The following is a 26667-nucleotide window of genomic DNA, read 5'->3' as shown; positions in this document are numbered from 1 at the left end:
GGGCCCTCAGCTCTCCAGGATCAGCGTCACCGGACCGTCGTTGATCACCTCCACGGCCATGTCGGCACCGAAGCGCCCGGTCTGCACCACGGCCCCGAATCCGCGCAGGGCCTCCACGAAGGCCTCGACCAGCGGTTCTGCCACCGCTCCGGGGGCAGCCGCACCCCAGGACGGACGACGCCCCTTACGGGTGTCGGCATAGAGCGTGAACTGGGAGATCACCAGCAGCGGTGCCCCGATCTGCGCCGCGGACTGCTCCTGCCGCAGGATCCGCAACTGCCAGACCTTCGACGCCATCCGGGCGGCGGTCTCGCGATCATCGTCGTGGGTCACACCGACCAGCACCACCAGGCCCGGTCCCGGCAACTCCCCGACGGTCTCGGCGTCGACACTGACCTTGCCCTGCAGCGCCCGCTGCACCACCAACCGCATGGGCCGAGGGTAGCCAGCCGGGCTCAGCTGCCGAGGCGGCTGGTGGCGTCGATCAGCCGGCGGATGTGGGCCGGAATGGTCCCGGGCGGGCCACCGCGGCGCAGGAACTGCACGGCGGCGGTCGACTGGGCCAGCAACAACGCCAGCCCGGCCAGCAGCGCGATCCAGAAGGCGAGTGACAGCGGGCCGTCGACCGACATCGTGACCAGCCCTGCGACCAGACCGAGCAGGGCGATCAGGTACGACAGCAGGTGCCCCGCCCAGGACATCGTCTGCAGCCGCCAGACCGAGGCGTCACCGCGCTGCACCCGGTTCCAGACCGAGAACTGGAATCCGCAGATCGCCACCATCACCAGGGCGGTGGTGATCGTCAGCACTGCCCAGAGGCTGAAGCCCACGAAGGACAGGGCCGGGGCGATGATCACGCCGAGCAGACAGATCAGCGCGATCACCGTACCGACTGCGGCGGTGCGTCGACTGGCCGCGACGAACTGCGGGTCGATCGGATCAGGATCGGCGGTCCCGGGTCCGGGGTCGGCAGGGTCGACGGGATCGTTCCCCGACGGCGGCTCGGAGGGCGTGGGTCGTTCAGCAGGCTCGGACATCACCGACAGACTAGTCTTGGGCTGGTGAGCCTGCAGCGTACGACCTTCAGCACCGCCGTTCCCGACACCGCCGAGGTGAGGTCACTGGTCGAGGCCGCCCGGGCCGTCGACGGCACCGCTGCACTGAACGAAGCGGCCATGATCAGCATCAACCACGGCGGCCCCGAACGGCAGGTCACGGCGCATTCTGCCGAGGCCCTGATCGGGTACGGGTTGCTGGCCGACGGGCACGTCCAGGTGGTGGTCGATCCCGATCACCGCCGGTCCGGTGTCGCCACCGGGATCGTCGCCGAACTCAGCGACCACCCGCGATCCCTTGCCTACTGGGCCTTCGGCGACCTCGCCGGGGCGAGGGCCTGGGCCGCGGCGCGCGGGGCCGAACCGGTACGCAAGTTGTTGATCATGGAGCGATCGCCGGCCGGGCCGGTGGAGGTGGTGCCGCCGCCGGCGGGAGTGACCATTCGCGGCTACCGGGCCGAGGACGCCGAGGAGCTGATCGCGGTGAACGCCCGCGCCTTCTCCCACCACCCCGAACAGGGCGCGATGGATGCCGCCGACCTCGCCTCGCGGATGAGTGAGGACTGGTACCGCCCCGAGGACCTGCTGGTGGCCACCGTGACCGATGCCGACGGCCGGTCGAGGCTGACCGGGTTCCACTGGACCAAACAGCACGACGCCGAGACCGGTGAGGTCTACGTCCTCGCCGTCGATCCCGAGGCCGGCGGTGGCGGGATCGGTCGGGCCCTGCTGACCGCCGGGCTGCAGCATCTGGTCGACCTCGGCAAGCAACGGGTGATCCTCTATGTGGAGGACGACCAGCCGCGGGTGGTCGAGATCTATCGCCGGGCCGGTTTCGAGGTCATTCACCAAGATGTCGTCTACGCGTTCCCCGGCGCCGACTCGGATAGAGTTTGATGTCAGCAACTCACCCGACGAACCCGGAGGTGGCAACGGTGGAAGCAGAGCTGGAGCCTCGCGAGGCCGAGGAACCGGACACCGCCGTCACGTTGCCCGAACACCGCTTCGCCGATCGCGAGATGTCGTGGTTGGCCTTCAACAACCGGGTACTCGACCTGGCCCGTGATGCCGACCGGATCCCGCTGCTGGAGCGGGCGAAGTTCCTGGCGATCTTCTCGGCCAACCTGGACGAGTTCTTCATGGTCCGGGTGGCCGGCCTGAAACGACGGATGGCCGCCGGGGTCGCCGTACCGGGCGCCTCGGGGATGCTGCCGCGCGATGTCCATCGGATGATCCTCGAACGCACTCGCGAACTCGTCACCGAACAGGCCCGGGTCTTCACCGAGGAGGTCCGCCCGGCGCTCAGCGCCGAGGGCATCGAGATCCTTCGCTGGGACGAACTGCAGGCACCGGAGAAGGACCGGATGCGGACCCTGTTCACCGACCGGATCTTCCCGGTGCTGACCCCGCTGGCGGTCGACCCCTCGCACCCGTTCCCCTACATCTCGGGTCTGTCGTTGAACCTGGCGGTGCTGTTGAAGCATCCGAGCACCGGTGCCCGGCAGTTCGCCCGGGTGAAGGTGCCGAACATCCTGCCCCGCCTGGTCGCCCTGGGCGGCGGCCGCTTCCTACCGCTGGAGGATGTGATCGCCCGCCACCTGGACCAGTTGTTCTCCGGGATGCAGGTCCTCACCCACCACATGTTCCGGGTCACCCGCAACGAGGACGTGGAGGTTGAGGAGGACGACGCGGAGAACCTGCTGTTCGCGCTGGAGAAGGAGCTGTTGCGGCGCAAACTGGGTCGTCCGCCGGTCCGCCTGGAGGTCGAGGACGACATCGACGAGGTGATGCTGGAACTGCTCACCACCGAACTCGACATCTCCCCCGAGGAGGTCTACTCCCTGCCCGGGCCGCTGGACCTGACCGGCCTGTTCGGGCTCGGCGGGCTGGACCGCGAGGAGTTGAAGTACCCGGCCTTCCTGCCTGCCACCCATCCGGATCTGGCCGAGGTGGAGACCGCCCAGCCGGCCGATATGTTCGGCTCGCTGATGCGGCGCGATGTGTTGTTGCACCATCCCTACGACTCCTTCGCCACCAGCGTCCAGCGGTTCATCGAACAGGCCGCCGCAGATCCGCACGTATTGGCGATCAAGCAGACCCTGTACCGCACCTCCGGTGACTCGCCGATCATCGATGCCCTGATCGAGGCCGCCCAGGCGGGCAAGCAGGTGCTGGCGGTGGTGGAGATCAAGGCCCGGTTCGACGAGCAGAACAACATCGCCTGGGCCCGCAAGCTGGAGCAGGCCGGTTGTCACGTGATCTATGGCCTGATGGGCCTGAAGACGCACTGCAAACTCTCGATGGTGGTACGCGAGGAGCCCGAGGGCCTTCGCCGTTATGCCCACATCGGCACCGGCAACTACAACCCGAAGACCGCCCGGATGTATGAGGACATGGGTCTGCTGACCGCGAACCCGATCATCACCGAGGACGTCGCCCGGCTGTTCAACCGCCTGTCCGGTATGTCGCAGGAGATCAACTACCGTCGGCTGCTGGTCGCCCCGCACGGCATCCGCAAGGGACTGATCGACCAGATCGAGGGCGAGATCGCCAATCACCGCCAGGGCAAACCGGCCGGGATCCGGATCAAGGTCAACTCCCTGGTCGACGAGGCCATCAGCGATGCCCTCTACCGGGCCTCGATGGCCGGCGTACCGGTGGACCTGTGGGTACGTGGGATCTGCACCATCCGCCCCGGCGTACCCGGTCTGAGCGAGAACATCCGGGTCCGCTCGATCCTCGGCCGGTTCCTGGAGCACAGCCGGATCTTCTGGTTCGCCAACGCCGGTCGCCCGCGGGTGGGGATCGGTTCAGCCGACCTGATGCACCGCAACCTGGACCGCCGGGTGGAGACCGTGGTCTCGTTGGGCAATCCGCAGCATGTGAAGCAGATCAGCGGACTGTTCGACCTTGCCTTCGACCCCGGCACCGCGTCCTGGTGGCTGGAGGACGAGACCTGGACCCAGCGCACCCATGACGAGGAGGGGAACGCGCTGCTGGACCTGCAGGAGCACCTGATCGCGGCGGTCCGGCGGCGTCGGGCCAAGGACAGCTGAGATGGCGCATTCGCCGGAGCCGATCCGTGCCGCCGGTGCGGTGGTGATCGACGACCGCAACCGCGTCCTGGTGGTGCACCGGCCGGCCTATGACGACCTCACCCTGCCGAAGGGCAAGTTGGAGCCGGGTGAACGCGCGGAGCTGACCGCGGTCCGCGAGGTACGCGAGGAGACCGGTGTCCGGGTCGCCCTGCAGGCCCGGCTGCCTGCCACCCATTATCGGCTGGGCAAGCGGGTCAAGCAGGTCGAGTGGTGGCGGGCGGCGGTGCTCGAGATCGGCAAGCACCGTCCCGACCGGGAGGTCGATGAGGTGCTCTGGCTACCGCTGGAGACGGCCCGGCGCAAACTCACCCGCGACGACGACCGGGCGACCCTGGATGCCGCGGTCGAGGCGGGCAGCGGACCGGCCCTGATCGTGCTGCGGCACGGCAAGGCGATCCCCCGCAAACAGTGGAAGAAGAAGCGCGACGATCTGCGACCGCTGAACCGCCGCGGCAAGGCCCAGGCGAAGTCGCTGATCCCGCTGCTGTCGGCCTATGGCGTGCAGGACGTGATCAGTTCCTCCTCGATCCGCTGCCTGGGCACGGTGGAGCCGTACGCCAAGCACATCGGCGCCGGGGTACGGTCGCTCGATCAGCTGTCGGAGGAGGGCGCGGAGGCCGAACCGAAGGCGGTCGTGGCGACGATGGAGCAGTTGCTCGCCGAGGCCCGCAAGAGCGGTCGGCCGACGGTGATCTGCGGCCATCGCCCGGTGCTGCCGGCGATGCTGAAGGCGGCCGGTCTGCCGGGCAGCAAGCTCCCCAAGGGAAGTTTCTCGGTCCGGCACCTGCCCGCCTGAGCCCGGCCCGGGCCCTGGAGGCTGTCGATCAGCGACATCCTCCAGCAGCCGACTTGCTCCAGCAGCCGGCGGGTCGCACGGCAACGACTGTTCGGCCCCCGCGCACTCGCGCCACGCCGTCGGCTGCCGGTTCGTGTCGCAGTCGGCACAGCTCGTTCACCGTCTGTTCATCTGAGACCCGTAATCACGTCATTGCGTCCGCTTAGCTTCACAGGCGAAGTCAGCGACGAGCTGAGTGGGAATCCGAAGGGATACGAATTAGATGAAGATGCGTGTAGCCGCCGCAGCCGTGGCATCGGCTGCCCTCCTGCTGTCGGCCTGTGCTGCCAACGAGTCCGGTGGCGAAGCTCCCGGTGGTGACAGCGGAAGCGGCCTGACTGGCACCCTGACCGGCGTCGGCGCCTCCTCGATGGCATCGGCCCAGGAGGTCTGGGTCGCCAACTTCCAGACCACGAACCCCGACGTGACCGTGAACTACTCCCCCGACGGCTCTGGTGCCGGCCGGGAGGCCTTCGCCGGTGGCGGAGCCGATTTCGCCGGTTCCGACCGGGCGATGACCGCCGAGGAGGTTGCTCCCGAGGCACTGGCCGGCTCGCGTTGCGCCGAGGGCTCGACCGCGATGAACCTGCCGGTCTACATCTCCCCGATCGCGATCATCTTCAACGTCGAGGGCGTCGACGAGCTGCAGCTCGACGCCGAGACCCTGGCGAAGATCTTCAAGGGCGAGATCACCAACTGGAACGACCCGGCGATCGCCGACCAGAACCCCGACGCCGAGCTGCCGGATCTGCAGATCACCGCCGTGCACCGCGCGGACGACTCCGGCACCACCGAGAACTTCACCGACTACCTCAACGTCGCCGCCCCCGAGGTGTGGGACGCCGAGGCCGACGGTGAATGGCCCTACGAGGGTGGCGAGGCCGCCCCGCAGACCTCCGGCATGGTCGACACCGTGACCAACGGCACCGGCACCATCGGTTACGCCGACGCCTCCCGGGCCGGAGACCTGGGCGTGGCCAAGATCAAGGTCGGTGACGACTACGTCGAGTACTCCCCCGAGGCCGCTGCGGCGATCGTCGAGGAGTCCCCGAAGGTCGAGGAGGCCGGACTGAGCCCGAACGACCAGTCGATCGAACTGGACCGTCTGGCCGAGGGTGATGTCTACCCGATCGTTCTGGTCTCCTACGCGATCGCCTGTGACAGCTACGCCGACCCGAACACGGCTGCGCTGGTGAAGAGCTACCTGGGCTACATCGCCTCCGATGAGGGCCAGCAGGCCGCCGTCGACGCGGCCGGGATCGCCCCGCTGTCCTCCGCGGTCAGCGAGGCCGTCGCCGGATCGATCGCTGCCATTCAGTGATCTGACGGGAACGGGTGTCTGGCCTACGATGCTGGCGAGACACCCGTTCTCCCGGGCCCCACGGCGGGTCGTCCAACCGAGTTTGTCTCCTGAGGAGAACGATGAGCAAGATGACTACCGCCCCGAGTTCGGTGGCAGACCCGGAACCGAGGGATCCAGCACCAGTGCCCACAACTCAACGCCAGCCCGTCAGCAAAGTCGGCGACCGGGTCTTCACCGGCCTCGCCACCGGCTCCGGGATCGCCATTCTCGTCGTCCTCGCTCTGGTCGCGCTGTTCCTGCTCTGGCAGGGCATGCCGGCGATCACCGCACCGGCTGAGGAACTGCCCTACGGGGCCTTCGCCGGCTGGGTCGCCCCGCTGGTCTTCGGTACCGTCTGGGCCGCCTTCTGGGCGCTGCTGATGGCCGTACCGGTCTCCATCGGCATCGCCTTGTTCATCACCCACTACGCCCCGCGCCGGTTGGCGACCGGGCTGGGGTACGTGATCGACCTGCTGGCTGCCGTACCCTCGGTGGTCTTCGGCCTCTGGGGGATCAGCGTGCTCGCCCCGGCCGTGCAGCCGACCTATGACTGGCTGGCCACCAATGCCGGCTTCATCCCGCTCTTCGCCGGACCCGTCTCGGGCACCGGCCGGACCATCTTCACCGCCTCCATCGTGCTGGCGGTGATGATCCTGCCGATCATCACCGCGCTCAGCCGGGAGCTGTTCCTGCAGACCCCGGTGCTGCACGAGGAGGCCGCCCTGGCCCTCGGCGCCACCCGCTGGGAGATGATCCGTGTCGCGGTCATCCCCTACGCCCGCCCGGGTCTGATCTCGGCCTCGATGCTGGGCCTGGGCCGTGCCCTCGGCGAGACCATGGCAGTGGCGATGGTCCTCTCGGTCGGCGGCGGCTTCACCTTCGCCCTGTTCCAGTCGGCCAACCCGAGCACGATCGCGGCCAACATCGCCCTCAGTTTCCCCGAGTCCTACGGGCTCGGCGTGAACCAGCTGATCGCCAGCGGCCTGGTGCTGTTCGTGATCACCCTCGCCGTCAACATGTTCGCCCGCTGGATCGTCAGCCGGCGCAAAGAGTTCTCAGGAGCCAACTGATGGCTGTCACCACCGCACCGGAGCTCCGGTCCACCAGCCTGACCGGCAATCAACTGCGCTGGCCGGTGGTCGCCGGGATCGCCGTCGCCGCGCTCGCTGCCTCCCTGCTGATCGGTACGGTCACCGGCGGCATCGGCATCGCCAAGACCGTCCTCGTCGGCTGGCTGCTGTTCGGCATCGGCACGCTGATCGCCTCGACCGCGATCGAAGGCTCCCGCAAGGCCAAGGACCGGCTGGCCACCCTGCTCGTCAGCTCGGCCTTCGCCCTGGCCCTGGTGCCGCTGATCTCCTTGGTGATCTCCACCCTGGCCAACGGTCTTCCCCGGTTCGATCTGCAGTTCTTCACCTACTCGATGCGCAGCGTCATCGGCGCCGGGGGCGGCGCGGTGCACGCGATCACCGGCACCTTGTGGGTGACCGGGATCGCCACGGTGATCTCGGTGCCGATCGGCCTGCTGACCGCCATCTACCTGGTCGAGTACGGCCGCGGCCGACTGGCCCGCGCGATCACCTTCTTCGTGGACGTGATGACCGGCATCCCCTCGATCGTGGCCGGCCTGTTCGCCTACTCGCTGTTCGTGATCTTCCTCGACCCCGGCACGAAGACCGCCATCGCCGGTTCGGTCGCGTTGTCGGTGCTGATGATCCCGGTCGTGGTCCGTTCCACCGAGGAACTGCTGCGGTTGGTCCCGAACGAGCTGCGGGAGGCCTCCTACGCCCTCGGCGTACCGAAGTGGCGGACCATCCTGAAAGTCGTGCTGCCGACCTCCCTGGCAGGCCTGGTCACCGGTGTGATGCTGGCGGTCGCCCGGGTGATCGGTGAGACCGCCCCGCTGCTGGTCGCCGCCGGTTTCACCGCCTCGCTGAACAACAATCCGGTCGACGGGCCGATGATGACCCTGCCGGTCTTCGTCTACCGCTCCTACGTCGACCAGGGAGCTGATGCCCAGGCCTATCTGGAACGTGCCTGGACCGGCGCCCTGACCCTGATCCTGATCGTCATGCTGTTGAACCTCGCCGGTCGCCTGATCGCGGCGAAGTTCGCACCGAAGGTGCGCTGATCGACGATGCCCCACCTCCACTTCTCGAGCCCGAACCATCTGCGAAGGAACCACCGATGAGCAAGCGCATCTACGTCGAGGACCTGAACGTCTACTACGGCAAGTTCAAGGCCGTCGAGGATGTCAGCCTGAAGGTCGAGGCCCGGACCGTGACTGCCTTCATCGGTCCGTCGGGCTGTGGCAAGTCCACCTTCCTGCGGACCCTGAACCGGATGCACGAGGTGATCCCCGGCGCCTATGTCGAGGGTGCGGTGATGCTCGACGACGAGAACCTCTACGGACCGAAGATCGACCCGGTGCAGGTACGCCGGCAGGTCGGCATGGTCTTCCAGCGGCCGAACCCGTTCCCCACCATGTCGATCAAGGAGAACGTGCTGGCCGGGGTACGGCTGAACGGCGGCCGGATGTCGGGCAAGGCCATGGACGAACTGGTGGAGCACTCGCTGAAGCAGGCCAACCTGTGGAACGAGGTGAAGGACCGGCTGAACTCCCCCGGCTCGGGTCTGTCGGGCGGGCAGCAGCAGCGGCTGTGCATCGCCCGGGCGATCGCCGTGCAGCCGCAGGTGATCTTGATGGACGAGCCCTGCTCGGCACTGGACCCGATCTCCACCCTGGCCATCGAGGACCTGATCGGTGAGCTGAAGGAGAACTACACGGTGGTGATCGTCACCCACAACATGCAGCAGGCCTCGCGGGTCAGCGACCAGACCGCATTCTTCAACCTGGCCGCCCAGGGCAAGCCGGGACGGTTGATCGAGGTCGGTCCGACCGAGCGGATCTTCTCCACCCCGCAGCAGCAGGCCACGGAGGACTACATCACCGGCAAGTTCGGCTGATCCGGCAACCGACTTCTGGCGCCGTGCCCGGTCCCGTCAGGGGCCGGGCACGGCGTTTTTGGTGGCCCTTCTCCCGCCCTACACTGGCGCCATGAGTGGCCAGGTGGGGTGGTATCCGGATCCGGGTGGGCAACCGGGCATGTTCCGATTCTGGAACGGCACGGCGTGGTCGCAGGAGTTGTCCCCGACACCGCATGCGCCGGCACCCGGCACCGGACCGGCGCGGGGGCAGCAGCCGTCGGCGCCCGGGGCGCAGCCTCAAGGGGGCCAGTACGCGCCGAACGGCAGCAACCCCTATGCCGTACGTCAACCGCGCAGCGGCGCACTGTGGTGGGTGCTCGGCGGTGTGCTCGCGCTCGCGCTGATCGTCGGCGCGGTGATCATCCTGCCGCAGTTGCTGACCGGTCGCTCGGTGATCGACACCGATCCCGGTGGCGGTGGCGCGACGCCGCAGAGCCTGTGCCCGCCCCAGCCCAGTGAGTACCCGACCGTACCGCCGGCCCAGGGCGACGGCAGAGTGCATGCCGGCGGGATGTCCTATCCCGAGCTGGGTTCACCGTGGTCGGCGCCGTCATCGGAGAACCGGGTGCCGTTCGGCCGGGACGCACAGACCCAAACCGTGCTGGTCGAGGAGGGTTATGACGGGTTCTCCTCCTGGGTGGCGTCGGTGCTGATCGCCGAACTGGCCGCCGGCGACGGTTTCTTCTCCCCCGAACAGGGCTCGGAGATCGTCACCGAATGCATCGTCGGCTCCTTCTACGGCGACGCCGAGGTGACCCGCGACGACCAGCGCAACGAGGCGATCACCATCGACGGCAAGGAGGGATGGATCGTCGAGTCCCACCTCAGCTTCGACATCGAGGGGTTGGAGACCAAGGGGGAGACGATGATCGTGGTGATCGTGAAGACCTCGGATGTGACCTCGGCGCTCTACTACGCCTCCATCCCCGACACCACCCCCGAACTGTTGCAGCCGGCCGAGGACCTGATCGACGAGTTGCAGGTCGAGGGCTGATGCAGGCCACGCGACGGTACGTACCGCGAACGGACCGTCCGTGAGCGCGCCCGGGTGGTACTCCGATCCGGGTGGTCAGCCCGGGATGTATCGCTACTGGGACGGTCAGCAGTGGTCGACCACGCTGTCCCCCGTTCCCACCGCCGCACCGCCGGGTACGGCCGTACCACCCGGCCAGCTCCCGGCCGCTGGCGCGCGGTCCGGCGGCCGCTTCGATGGCCAGGGTGCCCGTGGCACCGGTCAGGGTGGGTACGTACCCGCTGCAGCCCCCGCGACCCGTCGTGGCGGGGCTGGGTGGTGGATCCTCGCTGCGGTGCTGGCGATCGGGCTGATCATCGGTGCGGTGATCGTGTTGCCTCGCCTGCTGACCGGCCGGGAACTGATCGACCCGGCCGATCCCGCCGGCCCGAATGCGACACCGCAGAGTCTGTGCCCGCCGTACCCCAGCGAGCTGCCGACCGCACCTCCGGCGGTCACCGACGGTCGGGTACGGGCGGGCAACCTGTCCTATCCGGAGTTGGGTGCCCCGTGGTCGGCGCCGATCTACGACAACCGCGTACCCTTCGGCCGGGACACCGCCACCCAGGTGATCATCACCGAACAGCGTGACGGTGGTGACGTCTGGCAGGCCGGGGTACTGATCGCCGAACTGGCCGCCGGTGACGGCTTCTTCTCTCCCGAACAGGGCTCGGAGATCGTCACCGAGTGCATCGTCGGCTCCTTCTACGGTGACGCCGAGGTGACCCGCGATGATCAACGCAACGAGGCGATCACCATCGACGGCCACGAGGGGTGGATCGTCGAATCCGAACTCGGCTTCGACCTTCCCGATGTCGAAGCCAAGAGCGAGTTGATGATCGTGGTGATCGTGCGGACCACCGATGTGACCTCCGCGCTGTACTTCGCCTCGATCCCGGGCAACACCCCCGAGTACGAACAGCCGGCCCGGAAGCTGGTCGACGAACTCCGCGTCGACGACTGATCGACCCGCCTCAACCCAGAGTCGCGTCGAACCGGGCCGCCTCGAACCGGGCCGCCACGAACCGGGCCGCCACCGATCAACCCGTACCGCGCAGGTGCCCCATCACCTCTTCCCGGGTGACCCGAACTCATCTGTTCCGCAGCAAACGCACCCATGAACACCGTATGGGTACGTTTGCTGCGGAACGGATGAGGAGGGGTCAGCCTTCCGGGGTGCTGGCGGGCTGGCGCCCGGGCTGGCACTTGGCCCGACCGGTCTCGGCCTTCAGCTCCAGCACCCGGGTCGCCTTGTCCGGGATGGTGGTGGCGAAACCGGGGTCCTCGGCGGCGCGGCGGCGTACCCCCTCCATCATCGCCGCCAGCGAATCGGGATCGGCGTTGATCACCAGGTCACCACCGGCGGCCAGGAAGGCCGCCCCGCGGTCCACCTCGTCGACCGCCGCGGCCGACTCGGCGATCCCGAGGTCGTCGGAGATGATCACCTTGTCGAAGGCCAGTCCGATCCGCAAGGTGCCGGTGACGATCTCCCGGGAGTAGACCGCCGGATGGTCGGGATCCATCTGCGTGTAGACGGCCGAGGAGACCATCACCGAGCTCAGGTTCTCGTACCCGGTGAAGGTCTGCAGATCCTCGGCGGTGGTCTCGGTGTCGGTGACATCGGCCTCCAGGTCGGTATTGCCCTCGACCAGCCCCAGACCCGGGAAGTGCTTCACCGAGGTGGCGATCTCGGCATCGTGCATACCGTTGACGAAGGCCTGTGCCTTCTCCTTCACCACCTCCGGGTCCGACCCGTAGCCGCGTTGCAGCACGCCGATCGGTTCGTTGCTGTCCACCCGGTCCGCCGGCACCACATCGGCCACCGGGGCCAGGTTGTAGTCGACCCCGGCCTGCTTCAGCGCCTCGCCCCACTCCTCGGCCCGGCTGCGCAGTTCGGCATCGGACAGCTGCGCCTGTTCGGCGGCCGAGGGCATGTCGGGGAAGCCGGTGCCCTGCAGCCGCTGGACCTGCCCACCCTCCTGGTCGGTGGCGATCATCAGGTCGACCCCGCCGGGCTGGGGAGAACTGTTCCGCAGGGTCTGCGCCAGGTCGCTCACCCCGGCGACCCCGAGCTCGGAGTTGCCCAGCAGCAGGACATTGCCCACCCCGGTGTCGTCCATCAGGTTCAGCGTCGAGGAGTCGACCTCACCGGAGGCGATGTCGATCCCGAGCATGAACAACTGGGCGATCTGCTCGGACTGGCCCATCGCATCCACCAGGTCCGCGCACAGCGGTTCACTCGGCGTCGGCGCCGCGGTGCTCGGACTGGGGGTGGCCGACGGTACGGCCGACTCCCCCGGCGGGGCCGGCTGCGGTGACGGAGAACAGGCCAGCAGGGTCGCACCGACCGCCAGCAGGGCCAGGCCGCCGCTGAGACGTCGCGCGCTCAACGGGCCTGTCCTGTCAACGGCAGCGCCAACAACGCGTTCTCCACCAGCTCGGGCAGCGCCGGATGGATCCAGTACTGGCCCCGTGCCATCTCCTGGGCCCCCAGGCCGAAGGTCATCGCCTGGACCAGCGGCTGGATCAACGACGCCGCCTGGGGTCCGAGGATGTGCGCGCCGAGCAATTGGCCGGAGGCCGGATCGGCCAGCAGCTTCATCAGGTGGACGGTGTCCTCCAGCGCCCAGCCGTAAGCGACCGATCCGTACTCCTGGATCGCGGTCACGAAGTCGACCCCGGCCGCGATCGCCTGCTGTTCGGTGAGACCGACCGTGGCGATCTGCGGCTCGCCGAAGATCGCCGAAGGAACCGGCAGATCACCCACCGGTTGCAGGTCGTCGGGGTGCAGCAGGTTGTGCCGGACGACCCGCGCCTCCCGGTTCGCCACATGCTTGAGCTGGTTGGGATTGCAGACATCACCCAGCGCCCAGACACCGTCCGCGCTCGTCCGCTGGAACTCGTCCACCTCGATGTAACCCGACGCGGACACCCGTACCCCACCGGCCTCGGGGTTCAGGTCGGCCGAGTTCGGGCTGCGGCCGATCGCGACCAGCACCATGTCGGTCAGGTAGGTGTACTGCTCACCGTCGGCATCGGAGGTCAGTACCAGCAACTGGTCGTCCTCGGAGGCCTCGATGCCGTTCAGCGTCTGCCCGAACCGCAGGGTACGCCGCTCGGCGGCGATCTCGGTGTAGCGGTCGATGATCGTCTGGTCCTGGCCGCGCAGCAGTCCGGAGCGGGCGAGCTGGGTCACCTTCACCCCGAAGGAACCGAAGATGTGGGCGAACTCGGTGGCGATGTAACCGCCGCCGATGATCAACAGGGTCTGCGGCAGTTCGTCGATCCGCATGATCGTGTCCGAGGTGTGCACCTTCGGCAGGTCGATGCCGGGGACATCGGGCAGGACGGCGCTGCTGCCGGTGGCGAGGACGATCTGATCGGCGGTGAACTCGTGCTCACCGGCCCGCAACCGCCGTTCGCCGACGAAGGAGGCCTCGGCGCTGAACAGGGTCAGGTTGTCGGCACTGCTGCGCCACTCCTTGCCCCCTTCGGAGATCTGGTCGATCCGGCCGAAGATCCGGTCCCGCATCGCCGGGAAGTCGACCGCGTCCAGCGAGAGGTCGACATTCACCCGCCGGGCCTCGGCGACCGAGGAGGCGTAGTCGGCCGGCAGCACCAGCATCTTGGTCGGGATGCAGCCGACATTGATGCAGGTCCCGCCGAAGACCGGGTTGCGCTCGATCATCGCGATCGAGCGGTCGGCGAACGCCTCGTCAGCGATCGAGTTCCCAGATCCCGATCCGATGATGGCCAGATCGTAGTGGTCGAGAGGACGAAGCATGGCCCTATCGTTCCACGTCCGTGCAAGCCGAACGAGTCCGGCTCGGCAACCCTCCGGTCGCCCGGTACGGGGCCCCGGCGCGGGTCACTGGAAGAACACCATGTAGACGATGGCGGCGACGCCGATCACCACGATCAGGCCCCGCAGGGCCATCGGCGGCAGCTTCCGACCGAACTTCGCCCCGAGCAGTCCACCGACGATCGAGCTGAGTGCGATGGTCAGCACGATCCACCAGTTCACCGGCGCCAGGAAGGCATAGAGCACACCGGCCACCAGGTTCACGATCGCGGCCAGCACGTTCTTGATCCCGTTCAGCCGCTGCAACGGATCGGAGAGGAACAACCCGAGCACCGCGACCAACATGATCCCCTGGGCGGCGGTGAAGTAGCCGCCGTAGATGCCGACGGCGAAGATCAGCCCGTAGAGCAGCGGGCCGGCCGATTCGGTGGCGGTCCGGCGTTCCTTCATCCGTTTGGTCAACCACGGCTGGATCACCACCAGCAGCACCGAGAAGCCGATCAGGAACGGCACGATCTGCTCGAACCAGGTGTGCGGCAGGACCAGCAGCAGCACCGCGCCGGTGATGGCACCGAGCAGGGAGGCGATGCCGTACCGGATCAGTTTCGCCTTCATCCCGGTCAGCTCGTGCCGGTAGCCCCAGGCGCCGGTGAACGAGCCACTGATCAGGCCGATCGCGTTCGAGGTGGTGGCGGTGACCGGCGGGTAGCCCAGGGTCACCAGCACCGGGAAGGTCACCAAGGTGCCCGACCCGACGACGGTGTTGATCGTCCCGGCCCAGAGACCGGCGATGGCGATCAGTACGAAGTGCTCCCACGGCATGGGCCAAAACTAGCCCTGCCGGGAGCCTGACAGCCATTCGAGCCCGGCGGTGGGACGCAGGCATCGTGGGTACGGCCCTAGGCTGGCGGCATGGACTACGCACTCGTCACCGGAGCCAGCGGTGGACTCGGCGAGCACTTCGCCCGCTACCTGGCCCGGAAGGGCCACAATATCATCCTGACCGCCCGCAGTGAGGACCGGCTGAGGGAGTTGGCCGAGGAGTTGCGGCACTTCCACCGGGTGGCCGTGGAGGTCGTGGCGGCGGATCTGGGTACGGCCGAGGGCCGGAGCGCGGTGGTCGCGGCCGCCGAACGGCTCGGCCACGTCTCGGTGCTGGTGAACAACGCCGGTTTCGGCACGGTGGGCGATTTCGCGGACGCCGACACCGACCGGATGGTCGACGAGATCGAGTTGAACTGTGTCAGCCTGACCACCCTCTCCCGGGCCTTCGTACCGGCGATGGTCGAGCGCGGCGGCGGCACCGTGATCAATGTCGCCAGCCTGGCGGCGTACCAGCCGATCCCGGGAATGGCCGTCTATGCCGCCACCAAGTCCTATGTGCTGAGCCTGAGCCAGGCGTTGTGGTCGGAGCTGAAGCCGCAGGGGGTACGGGTGGTCGCGGTCTGTCCCGGCCCGACCGAGACCGGGTTCTTCGCCCGCGCCGGCGACGAGTCGATCATGCAGCGCCGGCGTACCCCCGAGCAGGTCGTGCAGAGCACCTTCAAGGCGCTGCACCGCGGCGTACCGAGTGTGATCGACGGCCCGGCGAATGTGCTGCTCGGCGAGGTCTCGAAGCGGATGCCGATGCGGATCGTGCTGCCGGTCAGCCGCTGGTTCGCCGGCAGCCACTGACCCGACGCCCGGTCGCCGCCACTGACCCGGCGCCCGGCGGCGGCCCGGTCTGCTCGGCGCTCGGCGGCAGCCCGGTCTGCCCTGCGCGCAGCGGCATCGCGCCCCGTACCCCGAACTCATCGGGAGCTGTGGCGACCTCCGCGGCAGTCCAGGTCGCCATAACTTCCGACAATTTGCGGGTACGGCGGGCTCACCTGGCGCCGCGGGGTCACCTGGCGCCCGCGGGTCACATGGCGTAGGAGTGCAGCCCCGAGACCAGCAGGTTGATGCCGACGAAGTTGAACCAGAAGGAGATCGCGCCGATGATCGCGATCACGGCCGGGACGATGGTTCGCCAGCCGGCGGTCAGTCGGGCGTGCAGGTAGCAGGCGTAGATCACCCAGGTCACCAGGGACCAGGTCTCCTTCGGGTCCCAGCCCCAGAACCGGCCCCAGGCGTACTGGGCCCAGATGGCACCGGCGGTGATGGTGAAGGTCCACAGCGGGAAGGCGAAGGCCAGGCACCAGTAGGCGATCCGGTCCAGGGCCTGGGTGCTGGGCAGCTTGTCCAGGTAGTTGCGGTGGGCGGTGCCGGCGGCGACGCGGTTGTCGTGGTGGCGCCGGACCAGGTACAGGATGGAGACGATCGCGGCGAGGTTGAACGCGGCCGCGCAGATCGCGGCGGCCGAGATGTGGAAGTTGAACCAGGCCGACTGCAGCGCCGGGATCAGCGGCACGATGTCGACGTAGAACCAGGTCACCGCCGCACCCAGGCCGATCGTCTCCAGCAAGGTGACGGGCAGCCCGAGGAAGGTCATACCGAACTTCAGGTTGGCCACCAGATAGGCCACCGCGATCATGCCCATCGCCATCGAGGTGAACTCGAACATGTTCGCCAGCGGCAGCCGCTCGGCGACCATCCCGCGGGTGATCAGACCGGCGAAGATCAATCCGGTGCCGACCACGCTCAGGCCCAGCCCCATCCGTCCCCAGCCGCTGGACTTCTCCTCCGCGACCTCGACCGCCTCACTGCTCGGGCGCGCGCCGGCGGAATCGGTCACCCCGGTCACCTCGGCACCCTTGGCGCCGGCGGTGGCCGCCGCGAGTTGTCTGCCCCGGGCCGCCGATTGCCGCCGCACGGTGGCCGTGGCCCATTCCGCGGCGTGCATCATCGTGGCGAACAGGAACACCACGGCAGCACTCACCGTGGACAGGTAGGACAGTTCGGACAGGCTCATGCGGGTTCCTTCCCACGCGATTCGTCACCGGGTGTGTGGTCCCCGCGCGATCGATCGATATCGGCATCCTGCACCACGCCCAGGACTGCCGCCAGTTCATCCTCCAGACCGATCCGGCCACCGACCCGGTCCAGTCCGCCCACCTCGACCCAGGTCGGGCCACTCGGCGCGACCGAGGCCGATTCCGCCGGCTCGGTATCCGCCGGGTCGACCTGCGTGGATCCGGCATCGGCCGTCGCGTTGCCGGCAGCTTCGCCAGCGGCTCCCATGGCAGCCGATTCACTGGCCTCGGTGGGTACGGGGTCCGGCTTCGGCGTACGGCCGGGCGGCGCCTCCCCGGTGCCTGCCTTCACCCAGATCCGTCGAGGCCGGACGAACAGCGACAGGCACAGGCCGGCCACCGCCAGCCCGATCGCCACCAGCGTCTCGGCCGCGCCGGGACTGCTCGAGTACTGCAACCGGACCCACCGGGTGTAACCGTCGAAGGACAAGGTCCCCTGCCCGTCAGGGAGCTGATAGCTCTCCCCCGGCGCCAGCCGGATCCGCAGCGGCTCGCCGTCGGCCGAGGTCAGCTGCTCCAAGCCGGTGGTGTCGAGCTGGTAGACGTTCTCCGGCACCCCGGTCTCGGCCGTGGGCTCACCGGCCCAGGCATTGAGAAAGAGCTCGGGGACGTAGGCATCGGGGAAGACCGAGCGCGGCCCCATCTCGTCGACGGTCGCGGTCGGCAGGAAGAAGCCCTGGAAGGCGACCTGCTCGGGTCGCGCATCGGGTGCCTTGATCACACCGGCAGAGGTGAAGTTCCCGTCCTGGGGCAGGAACAGCACCGGCCCGGAGTAGGCCACCTGACCCTCGCCGTCGGTGACGGTGACCACCGGCGCGAACCCGTACCCCAACAGGTGCACCTGCACCCCGTCGATGGTGATCGGGTGGTTGACGGTGATGGTCTCCGACCGCGGCTGAGCCCCCGGCCGGTCGATCACGGTGACATTGGTCTCGAAGTGCAGCGGCTGGGAGGCGTTCTGCGGGTCGCCCAGGTTGTACTCGACGGTGAAGTCGTCGACCTGCAGGGTGAACGGCGACAACTGGTCGGTACGGAACAGGCCGCCGGCGGTGACATCGTCGTAGAAGGCGAGGTTGTTGGAGAAGCCCCGGCCGACGATCGTCGCCGAGGTCCCGCGGAAGCCCCAGAGCACGCTGACGGCGATGGTGGCCAGGATCAGCACCAGGCAGATGTGGAAGGTGAGGTTGCCGACCTCGCGCAGGTAGCCCTTCTCCGCGCTCAGCTCACCGTCTCGGCGGACCACCCGGAAACGCTTGCGGCGCAGGAAGGCCGCGGCGGTGTCGAGTACCTCCTCGGGGTCGGAGCCGACCCGAGTCTCGGCGTTCTCCGGCAGCCTGGAGAGCCGCTTGGGCGCCCGCGGCGGTTCAGCCTTCACGGCCTTGTAGTGCTGACCGATCCGGGGAACGATGCAGCCGACCAGGGAGATCAACAACAGCAGGTAGATGGCGGCGAACCAGGGCGAGGTGTAGACCGAGAACATCCCGATCGCGTCGTAGAAACTGCCCAGGGTCGGGTTGTCGGCGATGAACTGCTCGACCTCGAAGGGTGAGATCGACCGCTGCGGTACGAAGGAGCCGGGGATCGCGGCCAGGGCGCCGAGGAACAGCAGCGCCAACGCGGTACGCATGGCCGTCAGCTGGTTCCACAGCCACCGGAGCCAGTCGGTCAGCCCGAATCCGGTCGAGGAGTCCTTGCGCCGTTCCTGTGCCACCCGGTCGGCGGCGGTGTCGTTGCCGACCTCGTCGGCGCTCGGTCCCTCGGTCAGCAGATCGTCCTTCGCCATCAGATCACCGTCATTCCGAATGCGCCGACCCATTGGCGGACCAGGCCGAGCAGCAGATCCCAGACACCGGTCAGCATCAACACCCCGATGGCGACCATGCTCAGGCCGCCGATCCGCTGGATCGCCAGGCTGTGCCGGCGGGCCCACTGGACGGTCCGGTTGAACCGCCCGAACGCGATCCCGGCGATCACGAACGGGATCCCGAGGCCGAGGGCGTAGACACCACTGAGGGCGGCCCCGCGGACCGCCGAGGCCTCGGTGTAGGCCATCGTCAGCACCACCGTCAGGGTGGGTCCGATGCACGGGGTCCAGCCGAGACCGAAGAGTGCGCCGAGCAGTGGCGCGGTGGTCAGGCCGATGCTGCTCGGGGCGGCGAACCGCTTGGTCGACTGACCGATCCCCACCCAGCCGGTGAAGATCAGCCCGACGACGATCAGCACCACCCCGAGGATCCGGGTCAGCAGACTGGCCTGGGCCAGCAGGAGTTGGCCCAGGCCACCGAAGGCGGCGCCGAAGGAGATGAAGACGAAGGTGAACCCGGCGACGAACAGGATCGATCCCAGCAGCAACCGGCCGCGCTGGCGTTCACCGCCGACGACCTCACTGGCGCTCATACCCGAGGCATAGGACAGGTACCCCGGAAGCAGGGGCAGGACACAGGGCGAGAAGAACGAGACAGCTCCGGCGAGCAGCGCGATCGGCAACGCCACCAGAAGCGTCCCCTGGACGAGTTCCTGTGCCCATGCAGCCAAGTCCATGATCAACATCCGTCCATGATCATTTGCCCTCGGCCGTGTCCTCGACCAGACCGACCAAGGTGGTGGCGGTGGTCGGCCCGAGGATCCGGGCAGCGACCCGACCCTCGGTGTCGATGATCAAGGTGCTGGGGATCCCGTTCGGCGGCAGGGTGTCGGCGAAGCTGACGATCGCCTGGCCGTCGACATCGAAGATGCTCGGATAGGAGACGCCGTTCTCCCGTTCGAAGGCGATCGCCGCGGCCGGGGCCTGGTCGCGGGTGTTGATGCCGATGAACTGGGCCACGTCGGCGGTCTCCTCCGAGGCCCGGACGAGCTCGGGGGCCTCCTTGCGGCAGGGCGCGCACCACGATCCCCAGACGTTGACCACCAGCACCTTGCCCGGGTAGTCGGCGAAGCTGATCGGTTCCCCGGTCAAGGTGGTCCCGGTGAGCACCGGCGCCGGCTGGCGCTCCTGCGGCGGCACCTGGGTCAGCCCCGGTTCGGGGGAGACGAAGCCGTCGGTGGTACGCCCCGAGGAGCACCCGGTGAGAACCAGCAGTGCCACCAGGGTCGCGACGACACCACCACGCAGCCGAGCCCTCACGACCCGGCCACGAACTTCTTGTCCCGGCCCTTGACGGGCAACAGGTCGGCGGCGGGCTCGTCGTAGCTGACCGAGGTGACCCGGCCGTCGACGACGGTCAGGGAGGTGATCGAGGCCAGGGTCGTCTCCCGGTTGCGGGGGTCGTGGGCCAACCGCCGTCCCTCGGCGGCACTGCGGGCCATCCAGATCGGCAGCTGGTGGGAGACGATCAGCGCCTGCCCGTCCGGTCCGGCCTGGCGGGCGGCGTCGCGTACCAGCTCATCCATCCGGGCGACGATCGCGGTGTAGGGCTCACCCCAGGACGGGCGCAGCGGATTGCGCAGCATCCACCAGATCCGCGGGTCGCGCAGGGAGGAGGCCTTGTCGGAGAAGACCCGACCCTGCAGTTCGTTGCCGGACTCGATCGCCCGGTCGTCGATCACCACGTCCAGTTCGGGATGATTGGCCGCGATCGGCGCCATCGTCTCCTGGGCGCGTTCCAGCGGTGAACAGCGCAGGTGGGTCAGCGGCCAGTCGGCGGTACGCGCGGCAACCCGCTCGGCCATCTCCCGGCCGAGTGCGGACAGGTGGAAGTTCGGCAGCCGGCCGTAGAGCACACCGCCGGGGTTCTCCACCTGGCCATGGCGGACCAGGTGGACGACCGCCCGGACGGGTCCGGGGGCGGTCTCGTTCTGCGGTTCGCCGTCGGCGGGGCTCATCTGGTCTCTCCTCAGGCTTGCGACGAACGGGACTGGGCTGCTGCCCGGGCGGCTGCGGGGAGCGCGCTGATGACCTTGTCGATGGCGGCGTCGTCATGCGCGGCGGACAGGAACCACACCTCGAAGGCGCTCGGCGGCAGGTAGACCCCGGCGTCCAGCATGGCGTGGAAGAAGGCTGCATAGGCGGTGGTGTCCTGGGCCGCTGCGGTGGCGTAATCGGGTACGGCCGGCGCATCGGTGAAGAAGACGCTGAACATGTTCCCGGCGTGCTGCAGCACATGTGGCACACCTGCTGCCGACAAGGCCTCGGTGACCGCGCTCGACAGTTCCCCGGCCCGCTTGTCGATCCCGGCGTAGACCTCCTCGGTCGCCAGTTTCAGCGTGGTCGTACCGGCGGCGGCAGCGATCGGGTTCCCGCTCAGGGTGCCTGCCTGGTAGACGCCGCCGAGCGGTGCCAACTGGGCCATGTACTCAGCCCGGCCGCCGAAGGCGGCGCAGGGGAACCCGCCGCCCATCACCTTGCCGAAGGTGACCAGATCCGGCTCCACCTTGTCGATGCCGTAGTAGCCCGATCGGGTCACCCGGAATCCGGTCATCACCTCGTCGGAGACGAACAGTGCGCCGTGTTCGTGGGCGGTCGCGGCGAGGAAGGCGTTGAACCCCTCGGCCGGTGGCACCACGCCCATGTTGCCCGGGCTCGCCTCGGTGATCAGGGCCGCGATGTCGGCACCGTGTTCGGCGAAGGCGGCCGTGACCGCTTCGCGGTCGTTGTACGGCAGCACGATGGTGTCGGCGGTGGTGCCCGCGGTGACCCCCGGGGTGCCGGGGATGCCGAGGGTGGCGAGCCCGGAGCCGGCACTGGCCAGCAGCGAGTCGGCGTGACCGTGGTAGCAGCCGGCGAACTTCACGATCTTGTCCCGGCCGGTGACGCCGCGGGCGAGCCGCAGCACACTCATGGTGGCCTCGGTGCCGGAGTTGACCAGTCGGAGTTGTTCGGCCGGAGCACGCTCGATGATGGTCTCGACCAGTTCGGTCTCGGCCTGGGTGGGAGCGCCGTAGCTGGTCCCCCGGGCCGCGGCGGTGGTGACCGCCTCGATCACCTGCGGATGGGCGTGGCCGAGCAGCATCGGCCCCCAGGAACAGACCAGGTCGACCAGTTCGTTGCCGTCGACATCGACCAGGTACGGCCCGTGCGCCTCGGCGATGAACCGGGGCGTACCGCCGACCGAGTTGAATGCACGCACCGGGGAGTTGACTCCACCCGGGATGACGCGTTTCGCGGCGTCGAACATGGCAGCAGAACGCGACGTCATGGTCACTATTTCTACGCGCTGTAGGAGAAAATCCCAAACCGGGAAGCGACCCGGTGCGCGACGGTCGCCGGTGCCGCCGGCGAGGCGGACCGGATCCGCCTGCGCCCGGCCCGGTGGTGCAGCCTCAGCGGTTCGTCGCCGACTTGTCGAAGCGGGCACCCATCGGGTTCGACGGCAGCACGCAAAGGATCATCACGATCAGCGAGGCGATCAGGTTGAGCAGCCAGAACCAGCCGCTGAAATTGGCATCGTGCAGCCGCCGCACGGTGAGGGGAATGAGCAGCAGCGAGATGATGACCGAGACGACCAACCACGCGATCAGCACGACGATGCCGGCAATCCCGACCGGCCCGGGCGAGCCCTCCGATGTCCGGACCGCTGGGTCGCTGAGCAACAGCGCGTAGCCGAGGATCAGCATGATCACCGACAGCAGGAACTGAGCCAGGATCACCCACCAGTACTCACCGCGGCTGGCCCGGCCGTCGAAGACGAAGGCCTTGCTGAAGGCGCGCTTGATCGCCGCAGTGAAACCGATTCCGTACCACGGCAGGTCCAGGGTTCCCGGGTCACCGGGGACAGGCGTGGCGGCGACCGGGTAGGCGGCCTGGGGCTGACCGTAACCCGGCTGCCCGTAGGGATCCTGGCCGTAGCCGCCCTGCTGCTGGGCGGATTGCCCGTAGGCGTCCTGGCCGTAGGAACCCTGGTCGTACGAACCCTGGTCGTAGGAACCCTGACCGTACGAACCCTGGTCGTACGAGCCCTGCCCGTAGGAACCCTGACCGTAGGAACCCTGGTCGTACGAACCCTGCCCGTACGGATCCTGACCATAGGAACCCTGGCCGGACGACTGCTGGCCGTACGCCTCATCGGCCGGAGTCGCCGACTGGTCGTTGTCGCGTGGGGTCCAAGGGTTCTGCGGGTCCTGGCTCATCGGAGTCCTTCTGGTTCGTGGGGGGCGTCCGGACGGCAACGAGCGCCCTGACGAGGCTGGTGCGGCGAGCCTAGCGGGATCGGGGTTCGTCTCCGGGATGTCCCACGCACCCCAGCGCGACACTCACCGAGCGAGAAGACCCCACCGGTTTCACCGGGGACATGCGTGGCCCCGACACCTACGAAGGTGCCGGGGCCACGGTTCGGGTGGGACTCACCCGTCGGCGCTCTCTGCGACTGCGCGATCACGCAGTGTCGAAGCGCGCACCCTCGGGCTTCGACGGCAGGATCGTCAGGATCAGCACGATCAGCGATCCGATGCAGGGGATGAGCAACAACAGCGCCAGCCAGCCGCTGAAGTTGGCGTCATGCAGTCGACGCACCAGCAATCCCAGGGTGAGCACGAAGAACACGAGGCTGATCAGATAGCTGATCATCGTGGTGGGGCCGCTGGAGGAGAACGAGGTGCCGGTGACCACTGCCTCGCCGGTCCCCAGGCCGATGGCCCCCAGCAGGGCACCGAGCACGGTCGAGACGATGACCACGAAGAGGGTCACCCACCAGTACTCGCCCCGGCTGGCACGGCCGTTGAAGACGAAGAATTTCTTGGTCCATCGCTTGAGGGCATCGCCGAAGCCGATGCCGTACCAGGGTTGGTTGAGCGGCGGTTCGCCACCGGGCGCGTATCCAGCACTCATGTTCTGTTCCTTCTGTGAGACAGGTTGTCAGGAAGGAACACTAGGCCACAGCGGGTTCACAGGTCGATGCCCGGAGCGCCAACTTTCGGCAACGATCCGAACACGCCTCACCGGTGACGTCGGGCGTACTCCAGGGCCCAGTAGGTGAGGATGATCGTCGCGCCTGCCCGGGTGATCGAGAGCAGGGTCTCGTCGATGGTCCGCTCCCGGTCCAGCCAGCCGTTCGCCGCCGCCGCCTCGACCATCGCGTACTCACCGGAGATGTTGTACGCAGCGACCGGTACGTCCACCCGCTCGCGTACCTTCGCGATCACGTCCAGGTAGGCAAGAGCGGGCTTCACCATGACGATGTCGGCGCCCTGCTGCAGGTCGAGCTCCACCTCCCCGAAGGACTCCGCGACATTGGCCGGATCCTGCTGATAGGTCTTGCGATCCCCCTGCAGGGAGGAGCCGACGGCCTCTCGGAACGGCCCGTAGAACGCGCTGGCGTACTTCGCCGAGTAGGCCATGATCACCGTGTCGGTGTGCCCGGTCGCGTCCAGCGCCTGCCGGATCACCGCGACCTGGCCGTCCATCATCCCGCTCGGCCCGACCACATCGGCACCCGCCTCGGCGTGCACCACCGCCATCTCGGCGTAGGCGGCCAGGGTGGCGTCGTTGTCGACCGTCCCATCGGTACGCAGGACACCGCAGTGGCCGTGATCGGTGAACTCGTCCAGACAGACGTCGGTCATCACCAGCAGGTCCTCACCGACCGCCTGCTTGATCGCCCGCACGGCCCGGGGAAGGATCCCCGTCGGGTCCAGGGCACCGGAACCGGCAGCGTCCTTGTGCTCGGGTACGCCGAAGAGCATCACCCCGGCAAGCCCGGCCTCGGCACACCGCCGCGCCTCGGCGACCACCGAGTCGAGGGTGTGCTGCACCACCCCGGGCATGGAGCTGATCGGTCGCGGCTCGGTCAGCCCCCCGGCGACGAAGACCGGCAGGATCAACCGGCCGGGATCGACCAGCGTCTCGGCAACCATGCGGCGGATCGCCCGGTTCGCCCGCAGACGCCGCGGACGGACCACCGGCGGCTGCACCGTGAAGTCGTCGGGCAGCGGTGAATCCGTCCCGCTCACCGGCGACGCGCCTTCCCCCGTACCTCCGAGGGGCGCAGGACCGGTTCGTCCTTGGCCAGGAAGGCATCGCGGCGTTCGGCGGCGAAGTTCGCCAGACCGTCGGCCAGTTCGATCGCCGACGGCTTGGAGGCCATCACATCGACACTCAGACCGTGCTCGATACAGGTCTGGGCGGTGGCCGGGCCAATCACCGCGATCACCGTCGAGGCGTGCGGTTTGCCGGCGATACCGACCAGGTTGCGCACGGTCGAGGAGGAGGTGAAGACGACCGCGTCGAACTTGCCGGTCTTGATCGCCTCCCGCACCTCGGCCGGCGGCGGCGAGGCCCGCACGGTCCGGTAGGCGGTGACATCCTCGACCTCCCAGCCGAGCTTGGTCAGACCGGCGGTGAGGGTCTCGGTGGCGATGTCGGCGCGCGGCAGGAAGACCCGGTTTATCGGGTCCAAGGTGTCGTCGTACGGCGGGAACTCCGCGGCCAGACCGGCCGCCGAGTGCTCCCCGGTGGGCACCAGGTCGGGTTCGATCCCCCAGGCCTGCAGGGCGGCACCGGTGGTGTTGCCGACCGCCGCGACCTTCAACCCGGAGAACGCCCGGGCATCCAGGCCGTAGGCCTCGAAGCGTTCGCGGACCGCGCGGACCGCATTCACCGAGGTGAACACCACCCATTCGTAGCGTCCCTCGACCAGGCCCCGTACCGCCTTGTCCATCTGCTGCGGGCTGCGCGGCGGCTCGACCGAGATGGTCGGCACCTCCTCGCTGTGCGCGCCGTAGCTGCGCAGACGGGTGGTCATCGGACCGGCCTGTTCCTTGGTCCGGGGCACCAGCACCCGCCAGCCGAACAGCGGCTTGCTCTCGTACCAGGACAGATCGTCGCGGGCGCTGACGGCCGGGCCGACCATCACGTGCACCGGGTCCTCGGGATCGGTTCCGCTGTCGGCGATGGCGGCGGTGATGTCCTCGGCGAGTTCGGACAACACACTCATCAGCGAGTTCTGCAAGGTGGTGCCACCGTCGAAGGTGACCAGCACCGCGTCCTCACCGGGGCGGCCGTTGGCCAGGGCGGCGTCGGCGATCTCGGCGACCAGTCCGGCCTTGGTGGAGATCACCAGGGTGCCGGAGTTCGACCACTGGGCCGACTGGGCCTTGGTCACCCGATCCGGGGCGGCGGCGAAATGGATACCGGCGGCATTCTGCATCGCGATCCCGGCGTACTCGGGTACGGCGGTCAGGCTGGAGACACCGGGCACCACTTCGAAGTCGATCCCGCCGCGGACACAGGCAGCGGCCTCATCGGCGATCCCGCCGTCCAGGAACGGATCCCCGGCGATCAGCCGGACCACCCGACGGCCGCCGGTGGACTGCTTCAGCACGGTCCGGGCGCGGCTCGAGGGCGGCTGCAGCTTGCCCGAGGGCTGGCGGCCGACCACCGTCACCGGTACGTCCTCGTTCTTGGTGCTGACCGAGGGGTGTTCGAGGATCGTCCGCAGATCCTCATGATCAAGAACCAAGGCATCGGCGTCGGCGATCGCGGCCACCGCGCCGAGGGTCAGCAGGTCGGGGTCACCGGGCCCGGTGCCGACGAAGATCACCCGGCCGCGGGTGGGCAGGGACAGCGAGGAATGGTCGGGTGGGGTGCTCTGGGAATCCGCGGAAGGGTCGGTGTCCGGGGTTCCTTGCACCGAATCGGGCATCGTTTGGCG

The 26667-nt window shown here is 68.4% G+C and carries 25 protein-coding genes; 10 read left to right on the top strand and 15 right to left on the bottom strand.

From position 1 onward, the window contains the following. Window positions 1-6: 6 nt before the first annotated feature. Together dtd and CLV29_RS16290 are read right to left on the bottom strand one after the other, a co-directional pair. A complete protein-coding gene (dtd, locus tag CLV29_RS15095; RefSeq protein WP_133755920.1) occupies window positions 7-432 on the bottom strand; it encodes a D-aminoacyl-tRNA deacylase in 426 nt (141 codons plus the stop codon). Between the two features lie 23 nt (window positions 433-455). After that, window positions 456-1037: a hypothetical protein gene (locus CLV29_RS16290; protein ID WP_166649302.1), complete on the bottom strand. Its 582-nt coding sequence runs from the start codon at window positions 1035-1037 to the stop codon at window positions 456-458. Window positions 1038-1061: 24 nt separating this feature from the next. On the opposite strand from CLV29_RS16290, the gene mshD reads away from it, so the two are divergent. From mshD to CLV29_RS15045, 9 genes are all read left to right on the top strand, one after another. Continuing rightward, a complete protein-coding gene (gene mshD / locus CLV29_RS15085; protein WP_166649301.1) occupies window positions 1062-1952 on the top strand; it encodes a mycothiol synthase in 891 nt (296 codons plus the stop codon). Next, window positions 1952-4111, top strand: a complete 2160-nt coding sequence (locus CLV29_RS15080; RefSeq protein ID WP_133755917.1) for an RNA degradosome polyphosphate kinase — start codon at window positions 1952-1954, stop codon at window positions 4109-4111. Before mshD ends, CLV29_RS15080 begins: the two co-directional genes overlap by 1 nt. A gap of 1 nt (window position 4112) precedes the next feature. Next, entirely contained in the window at window positions 4113-4949 is an 837-nt protein-coding gene (locus CLV29_RS15075) for an NUDIX hydrolase (protein WP_133755916.1), read from the top strand. 262 nt (window positions 4950-5211) lie between these two features. Then, window positions 5212-6309, top strand: a complete 1098-nt coding sequence (gene pstS, locus CLV29_RS15070; RefSeq protein ID WP_133755915.1) for a phosphate ABC transporter substrate-binding protein PstS — start codon at window positions 5212-5214, stop codon at window positions 6307-6309. A gap of 101 nt (window positions 6310-6410) precedes the next feature. After that, window positions 6411-7400 carry a phosphate ABC transporter permease subunit PstC gene (gene pstC, locus CLV29_RS15065; protein WP_243831971.1) on the top strand — a complete coding sequence of 330 codons (990 nt, stop codon included), beginning with the start codon at window positions 6411-6413 and terminating at the stop codon, window positions 7398-7400. Further along, entirely contained in the window at window positions 7400-8461 is a 1062-nt protein-coding gene (pstA, locus tag CLV29_RS15060; protein ID WP_133755914.1) for a phosphate ABC transporter permease PstA, read from the top strand. The genes pstC and pstA overlap by 1 nt, the downstream gene beginning before the upstream one ends. A 56-nt stretch (window positions 8462-8517) precedes the next feature. Continuing rightward, complete coding sequence (pstB, locus tag CLV29_RS15055) at window positions 8518-9297, top strand: phosphate ABC transporter ATP-binding protein PstB (RefSeq protein WP_133755913.1); 780 nt, start codon at window positions 8518-8520, stop codon at window positions 9295-9297. 91 nt (window positions 9298-9388) lie between these two features. After that, complete coding sequence (locus CLV29_RS15050; protein WP_133755912.1) at window positions 9389-10312, top strand: DUF2510 domain-containing protein; 924 nt, start codon at window positions 9389-9391, stop codon at window positions 10310-10312. A gap of 40 nt (window positions 10313-10352) precedes the next feature. Beyond that, window positions 10353-11294 (top strand): DUF2510 domain-containing protein, encoded by a 942-nt coding sequence (locus CLV29_RS15045; protein ID WP_133755911.1) that lies wholly within the window; start codon window positions 10353-10355, stop codon window positions 11292-11294. A gap of 199 nt (window positions 11295-11493) precedes the next feature. Here the strand turns inward: CLV29_RS15045 and CLV29_RS15040 are convergent, their stop codons facing one another. The 3 genes from CLV29_RS15040 to CLV29_RS15030 all read right to left on the bottom strand — a co-directional run bounded on the left by CLV29_RS15040 (window position 11494) and on the right by CLV29_RS15030 (window position 14954). After that, complete coding sequence (locus tag CLV29_RS15040; protein WP_133755910.1) at window positions 11494-12720, bottom strand: glycoside hydrolase family 3 N-terminal domain-containing protein; 1227 nt, start codon at window positions 12718-12720, stop codon at window positions 11494-11496. Further along, the gene (locus tag CLV29_RS15035; RefSeq protein ID WP_133755909.1) at window positions 12717-14114 is read right to left on the bottom strand and encodes a mycothione reductase; all 1398 of its coding nucleotides are present in this window, start codon (window positions 14112-14114) and stop codon (window positions 12717-12719) included. Before CLV29_RS15035 ends, CLV29_RS15040 begins: the two co-directional genes overlap by 4 nt. An 84-nt stretch (window positions 14115-14198) precedes the next feature. Then, on the bottom strand, window positions 14199-14954 hold the full coding sequence (locus CLV29_RS15030; protein WP_133755908.1) for a sulfite exporter TauE/SafE family protein: 756 nt from the start codon (window positions 14952-14954) through the stop codon (window positions 14199-14201). Between the two features lie 90 nt (window positions 14955-15044). Here CLV29_RS15030 and CLV29_RS15025 point away from each other — a divergent pair, with 90 nt between their 5' ends. After that, a complete protein-coding gene (locus CLV29_RS15025) occupies window positions 15045-15806 on the top strand; it encodes an SDR family NAD(P)-dependent oxidoreductase (RefSeq protein WP_133755907.1) in 762 nt (253 codons plus the stop codon). A gap of 226 nt (window positions 15807-16032) precedes the next feature. Here CLV29_RS15025 and ccsB read toward each other — a convergent pair whose 3' ends face one another. The 10 genes from ccsB to CLV29_RS14975 all read right to left on the bottom strand — a co-directional run bounded on the left by ccsB (window position 16033) and on the right by CLV29_RS14975 (window position 26658). Then, window positions 16033-17022, bottom strand: coding sequence for a c-type cytochrome biogenesis protein CcsB (gene ccsB, locus CLV29_RS15020; RefSeq protein ID WP_133755906.1), 990 nt, complete (start codon window positions 17020-17022; stop codon window positions 16033-16035). Then, complete coding sequence (resB, locus tag CLV29_RS15015) at window positions 17019-18866, bottom strand: cytochrome c biogenesis protein ResB (RefSeq protein ID WP_166649300.1); 1848 nt, start codon at window positions 18864-18866, stop codon at window positions 17019-17021. The genes ccsB and resB overlap by 4 nt, the downstream gene beginning before the upstream one ends. After that, window positions 18866-19624: a cytochrome c biogenesis CcdA family protein gene (locus CLV29_RS15010; protein WP_133755904.1), complete on the bottom strand. Its 759-nt coding sequence runs from the start codon at window positions 19622-19624 to the stop codon at window positions 18866-18868. The genes resB and CLV29_RS15010 overlap by 1 nt, the downstream gene beginning before the upstream one ends. A 19-nt stretch (window positions 19625-19643) precedes the next feature. Next, window positions 19644-20207, bottom strand: coding sequence for a TlpA family protein disulfide reductase (locus tag CLV29_RS15005; RefSeq protein WP_243831970.1), 564 nt, complete (start codon window positions 20205-20207; stop codon window positions 19644-19646). Then, on the bottom strand, window positions 20204-20905 hold the full coding sequence (locus tag CLV29_RS15000; RefSeq protein ID WP_133755903.1) for a histidine phosphatase family protein: 702 nt from the start codon (window positions 20903-20905) through the stop codon (window positions 20204-20206). The genes CLV29_RS15005 and CLV29_RS15000 overlap by 4 nt, the downstream gene beginning before the upstream one ends. Before the next feature lie 11 nt (window positions 20906-20916). Continuing rightward, window positions 20917-22218, bottom strand: coding sequence for a glutamate-1-semialdehyde 2,1-aminomutase (gene hemL / locus CLV29_RS14995; protein WP_133755902.1), 1302 nt, complete (start codon window positions 22216-22218; stop codon window positions 20917-20919). 124 nt (window positions 22219-22342) lie between these two features. Further along, a complete protein-coding gene (locus tag CLV29_RS14990) occupies window positions 22343-23149 on the bottom strand; it encodes a DUF805 domain-containing protein (RefSeq protein WP_133755901.1) in 807 nt (268 codons plus the stop codon). A gap of 244 nt (window positions 23150-23393) precedes the next feature. After that, the gene (locus CLV29_RS14985) at window positions 23394-23846 is read right to left on the bottom strand and encodes a DUF805 domain-containing protein (RefSeq protein ID WP_133755900.1); all 453 of its coding nucleotides are present in this window, start codon (window positions 23844-23846) and stop codon (window positions 23394-23396) included. 107 nt (window positions 23847-23953) lie between these two features. Continuing rightward, on the bottom strand, window positions 23954-24967 hold the full coding sequence (hemB, locus tag CLV29_RS14980) for a porphobilinogen synthase (protein WP_279586500.1): 1014 nt from the start codon (window positions 24965-24967) through the stop codon (window positions 23954-23956). Next, a complete protein-coding gene (locus CLV29_RS14975) occupies window positions 24964-26658 on the bottom strand; it encodes a bifunctional uroporphyrinogen-III C-methyltransferase/uroporphyrinogen-III synthase (protein ID WP_208292996.1) in 1695 nt (564 codons plus the stop codon). The genes hemB and CLV29_RS14975 overlap by 4 nt, the downstream gene beginning before the upstream one ends. Window positions 26659-26667: the final 9 nt, after the last annotated feature.

It is taken from the genome of Naumannella halotolerans, from assembly GCF_004364645.1.
GTDB classification, from domain to species: domain Bacteria; phylum Actinomycetota; class Actinomycetes; order Propionibacteriales; family Propionibacteriaceae; genus Naumannella; species Naumannella halotolerans.
The sequence above is the reverse complement of the archived record's forward strand: the minus strand, read 5'-3'. Positions and strand labels throughout refer to the sequence as shown.

Bases quoted from the DNA above. Each gene is read 5' to 3' on its own strand.
- dtd (WP_133755920.1), bottom strand. From the start codon at position 432: ATGCGGTTGGTGGTGCAGCGGGCGCTGCAGGGCAAGGTCAGTGTCGAC.
- CLV29_RS16290 (WP_166649302.1), bottom strand. From the start codon at position 1,037: ATGTCCGAGCCTGCTGAACGACCCACGCCCTCCGAGCCGCCGTCGGGG.
- CLV29_RS15080 (WP_133755917.1), top strand. From the start codon at position 1,952: ATGTCAGCAACTCACCCGACGAACCCGGAGGTGGCAACGGTGGAAGCA.
- CLV29_RS15075 (WP_133755916.1), top strand. From the start codon at position 4,113: ATGGCGCATTCGCCGGAGCCGATCCGTGCCGCCGGTGCGGTGGTGATC.
- pstS (WP_133755915.1), top strand. From the start codon at position 5,212: ATGAAGATGCGTGTAGCCGCCGCAGCCGTGGCATCGGCTGCCCTCCTG.
- pstC (WP_243831971.1), top strand. From the start codon at position 6,411: ATGAGCAAGATGACTACCGCCCCGAGTTCGGTGGCAGACCCGGAACCG.
- pstA (WP_133755914.1), top strand. From the start codon at position 7,400: ATGGCTGTCACCACCGCACCGGAGCTCCGGTCCACCAGCCTGACCGGC.
- pstB (WP_133755913.1), top strand. From the start codon at position 8,518: ATGAGCAAGCGCATCTACGTCGAGGACCTGAACGTCTACTACGGCAAG.
- CLV29_RS15050 (WP_133755912.1), top strand. From the start codon at position 9,389: ATGAGTGGCCAGGTGGGGTGGTATCCGGATCCGGGTGGGCAACCGGGC.
- CLV29_RS15035 (WP_133755909.1), bottom strand. From the start codon at position 14,114: ATGCTTCGTCCTCTCGACCACTACGATCTGGCCATCATCGGATCGGGA.
- CLV29_RS15030 (WP_133755908.1), bottom strand. From the start codon at position 14,954: ATGCCGTGGGAGCACTTCGTACTGATCGCCATCGCCGGTCTCTGGGCC.
- CLV29_RS15025 (WP_133755907.1), top strand. From the start codon at position 15,045: ATGGACTACGCACTCGTCACCGGAGCCAGCGGTGGACTCGGCGAGCAC.
- ccsB (WP_133755906.1), bottom strand. From the start codon at position 17,022: ATGAGCCTGTCCGAACTGTCCTACCTGTCCACGGTGAGTGCTGCCGTG.
- resB (WP_166649300.1), bottom strand. From the start codon at position 18,866: ATGGCGAAGGACGATCTGCTGACCGAGGGACCGAGCGCCGACGAGGTC.
- CLV29_RS15010 (WP_133755904.1), bottom strand. From the start codon at position 19,624: ATGGACTTGGCTGCATGGGCACAGGAACTCGTCCAGGGGACGCTTCTG.
- CLV29_RS15000 (WP_133755903.1), bottom strand. From the start codon at position 20,905: ATGAGCCCCGCCGACGGCGAACCGCAGAACGAGACCGCCCCCGGACCC.
- hemL (WP_133755902.1), bottom strand. From the start codon at position 22,218: ATGACGTCGCGTTCTGCTGCCATGTTCGACGCCGCGAAACGCGTCATC.
- CLV29_RS14990 (WP_133755901.1), bottom strand. From the start codon at position 23,149: ATGAGCCAGGACCCGCAGAACCCTTGGACCCCACGCGACAACGACCAG.
- CLV29_RS14985 (WP_133755900.1), bottom strand. From the start codon at position 23,846: ATGAGTGCTGGATACGCGCCCGGTGGCGAACCGCCGCTCAACCAACCC.
- CLV29_RS14975 (WP_208292996.1), bottom strand. From the start codon at position 26,658: ATGCCCGATTCGGTGCAAGGAACCCCGGACACCGACCCTTCCGCGGAT.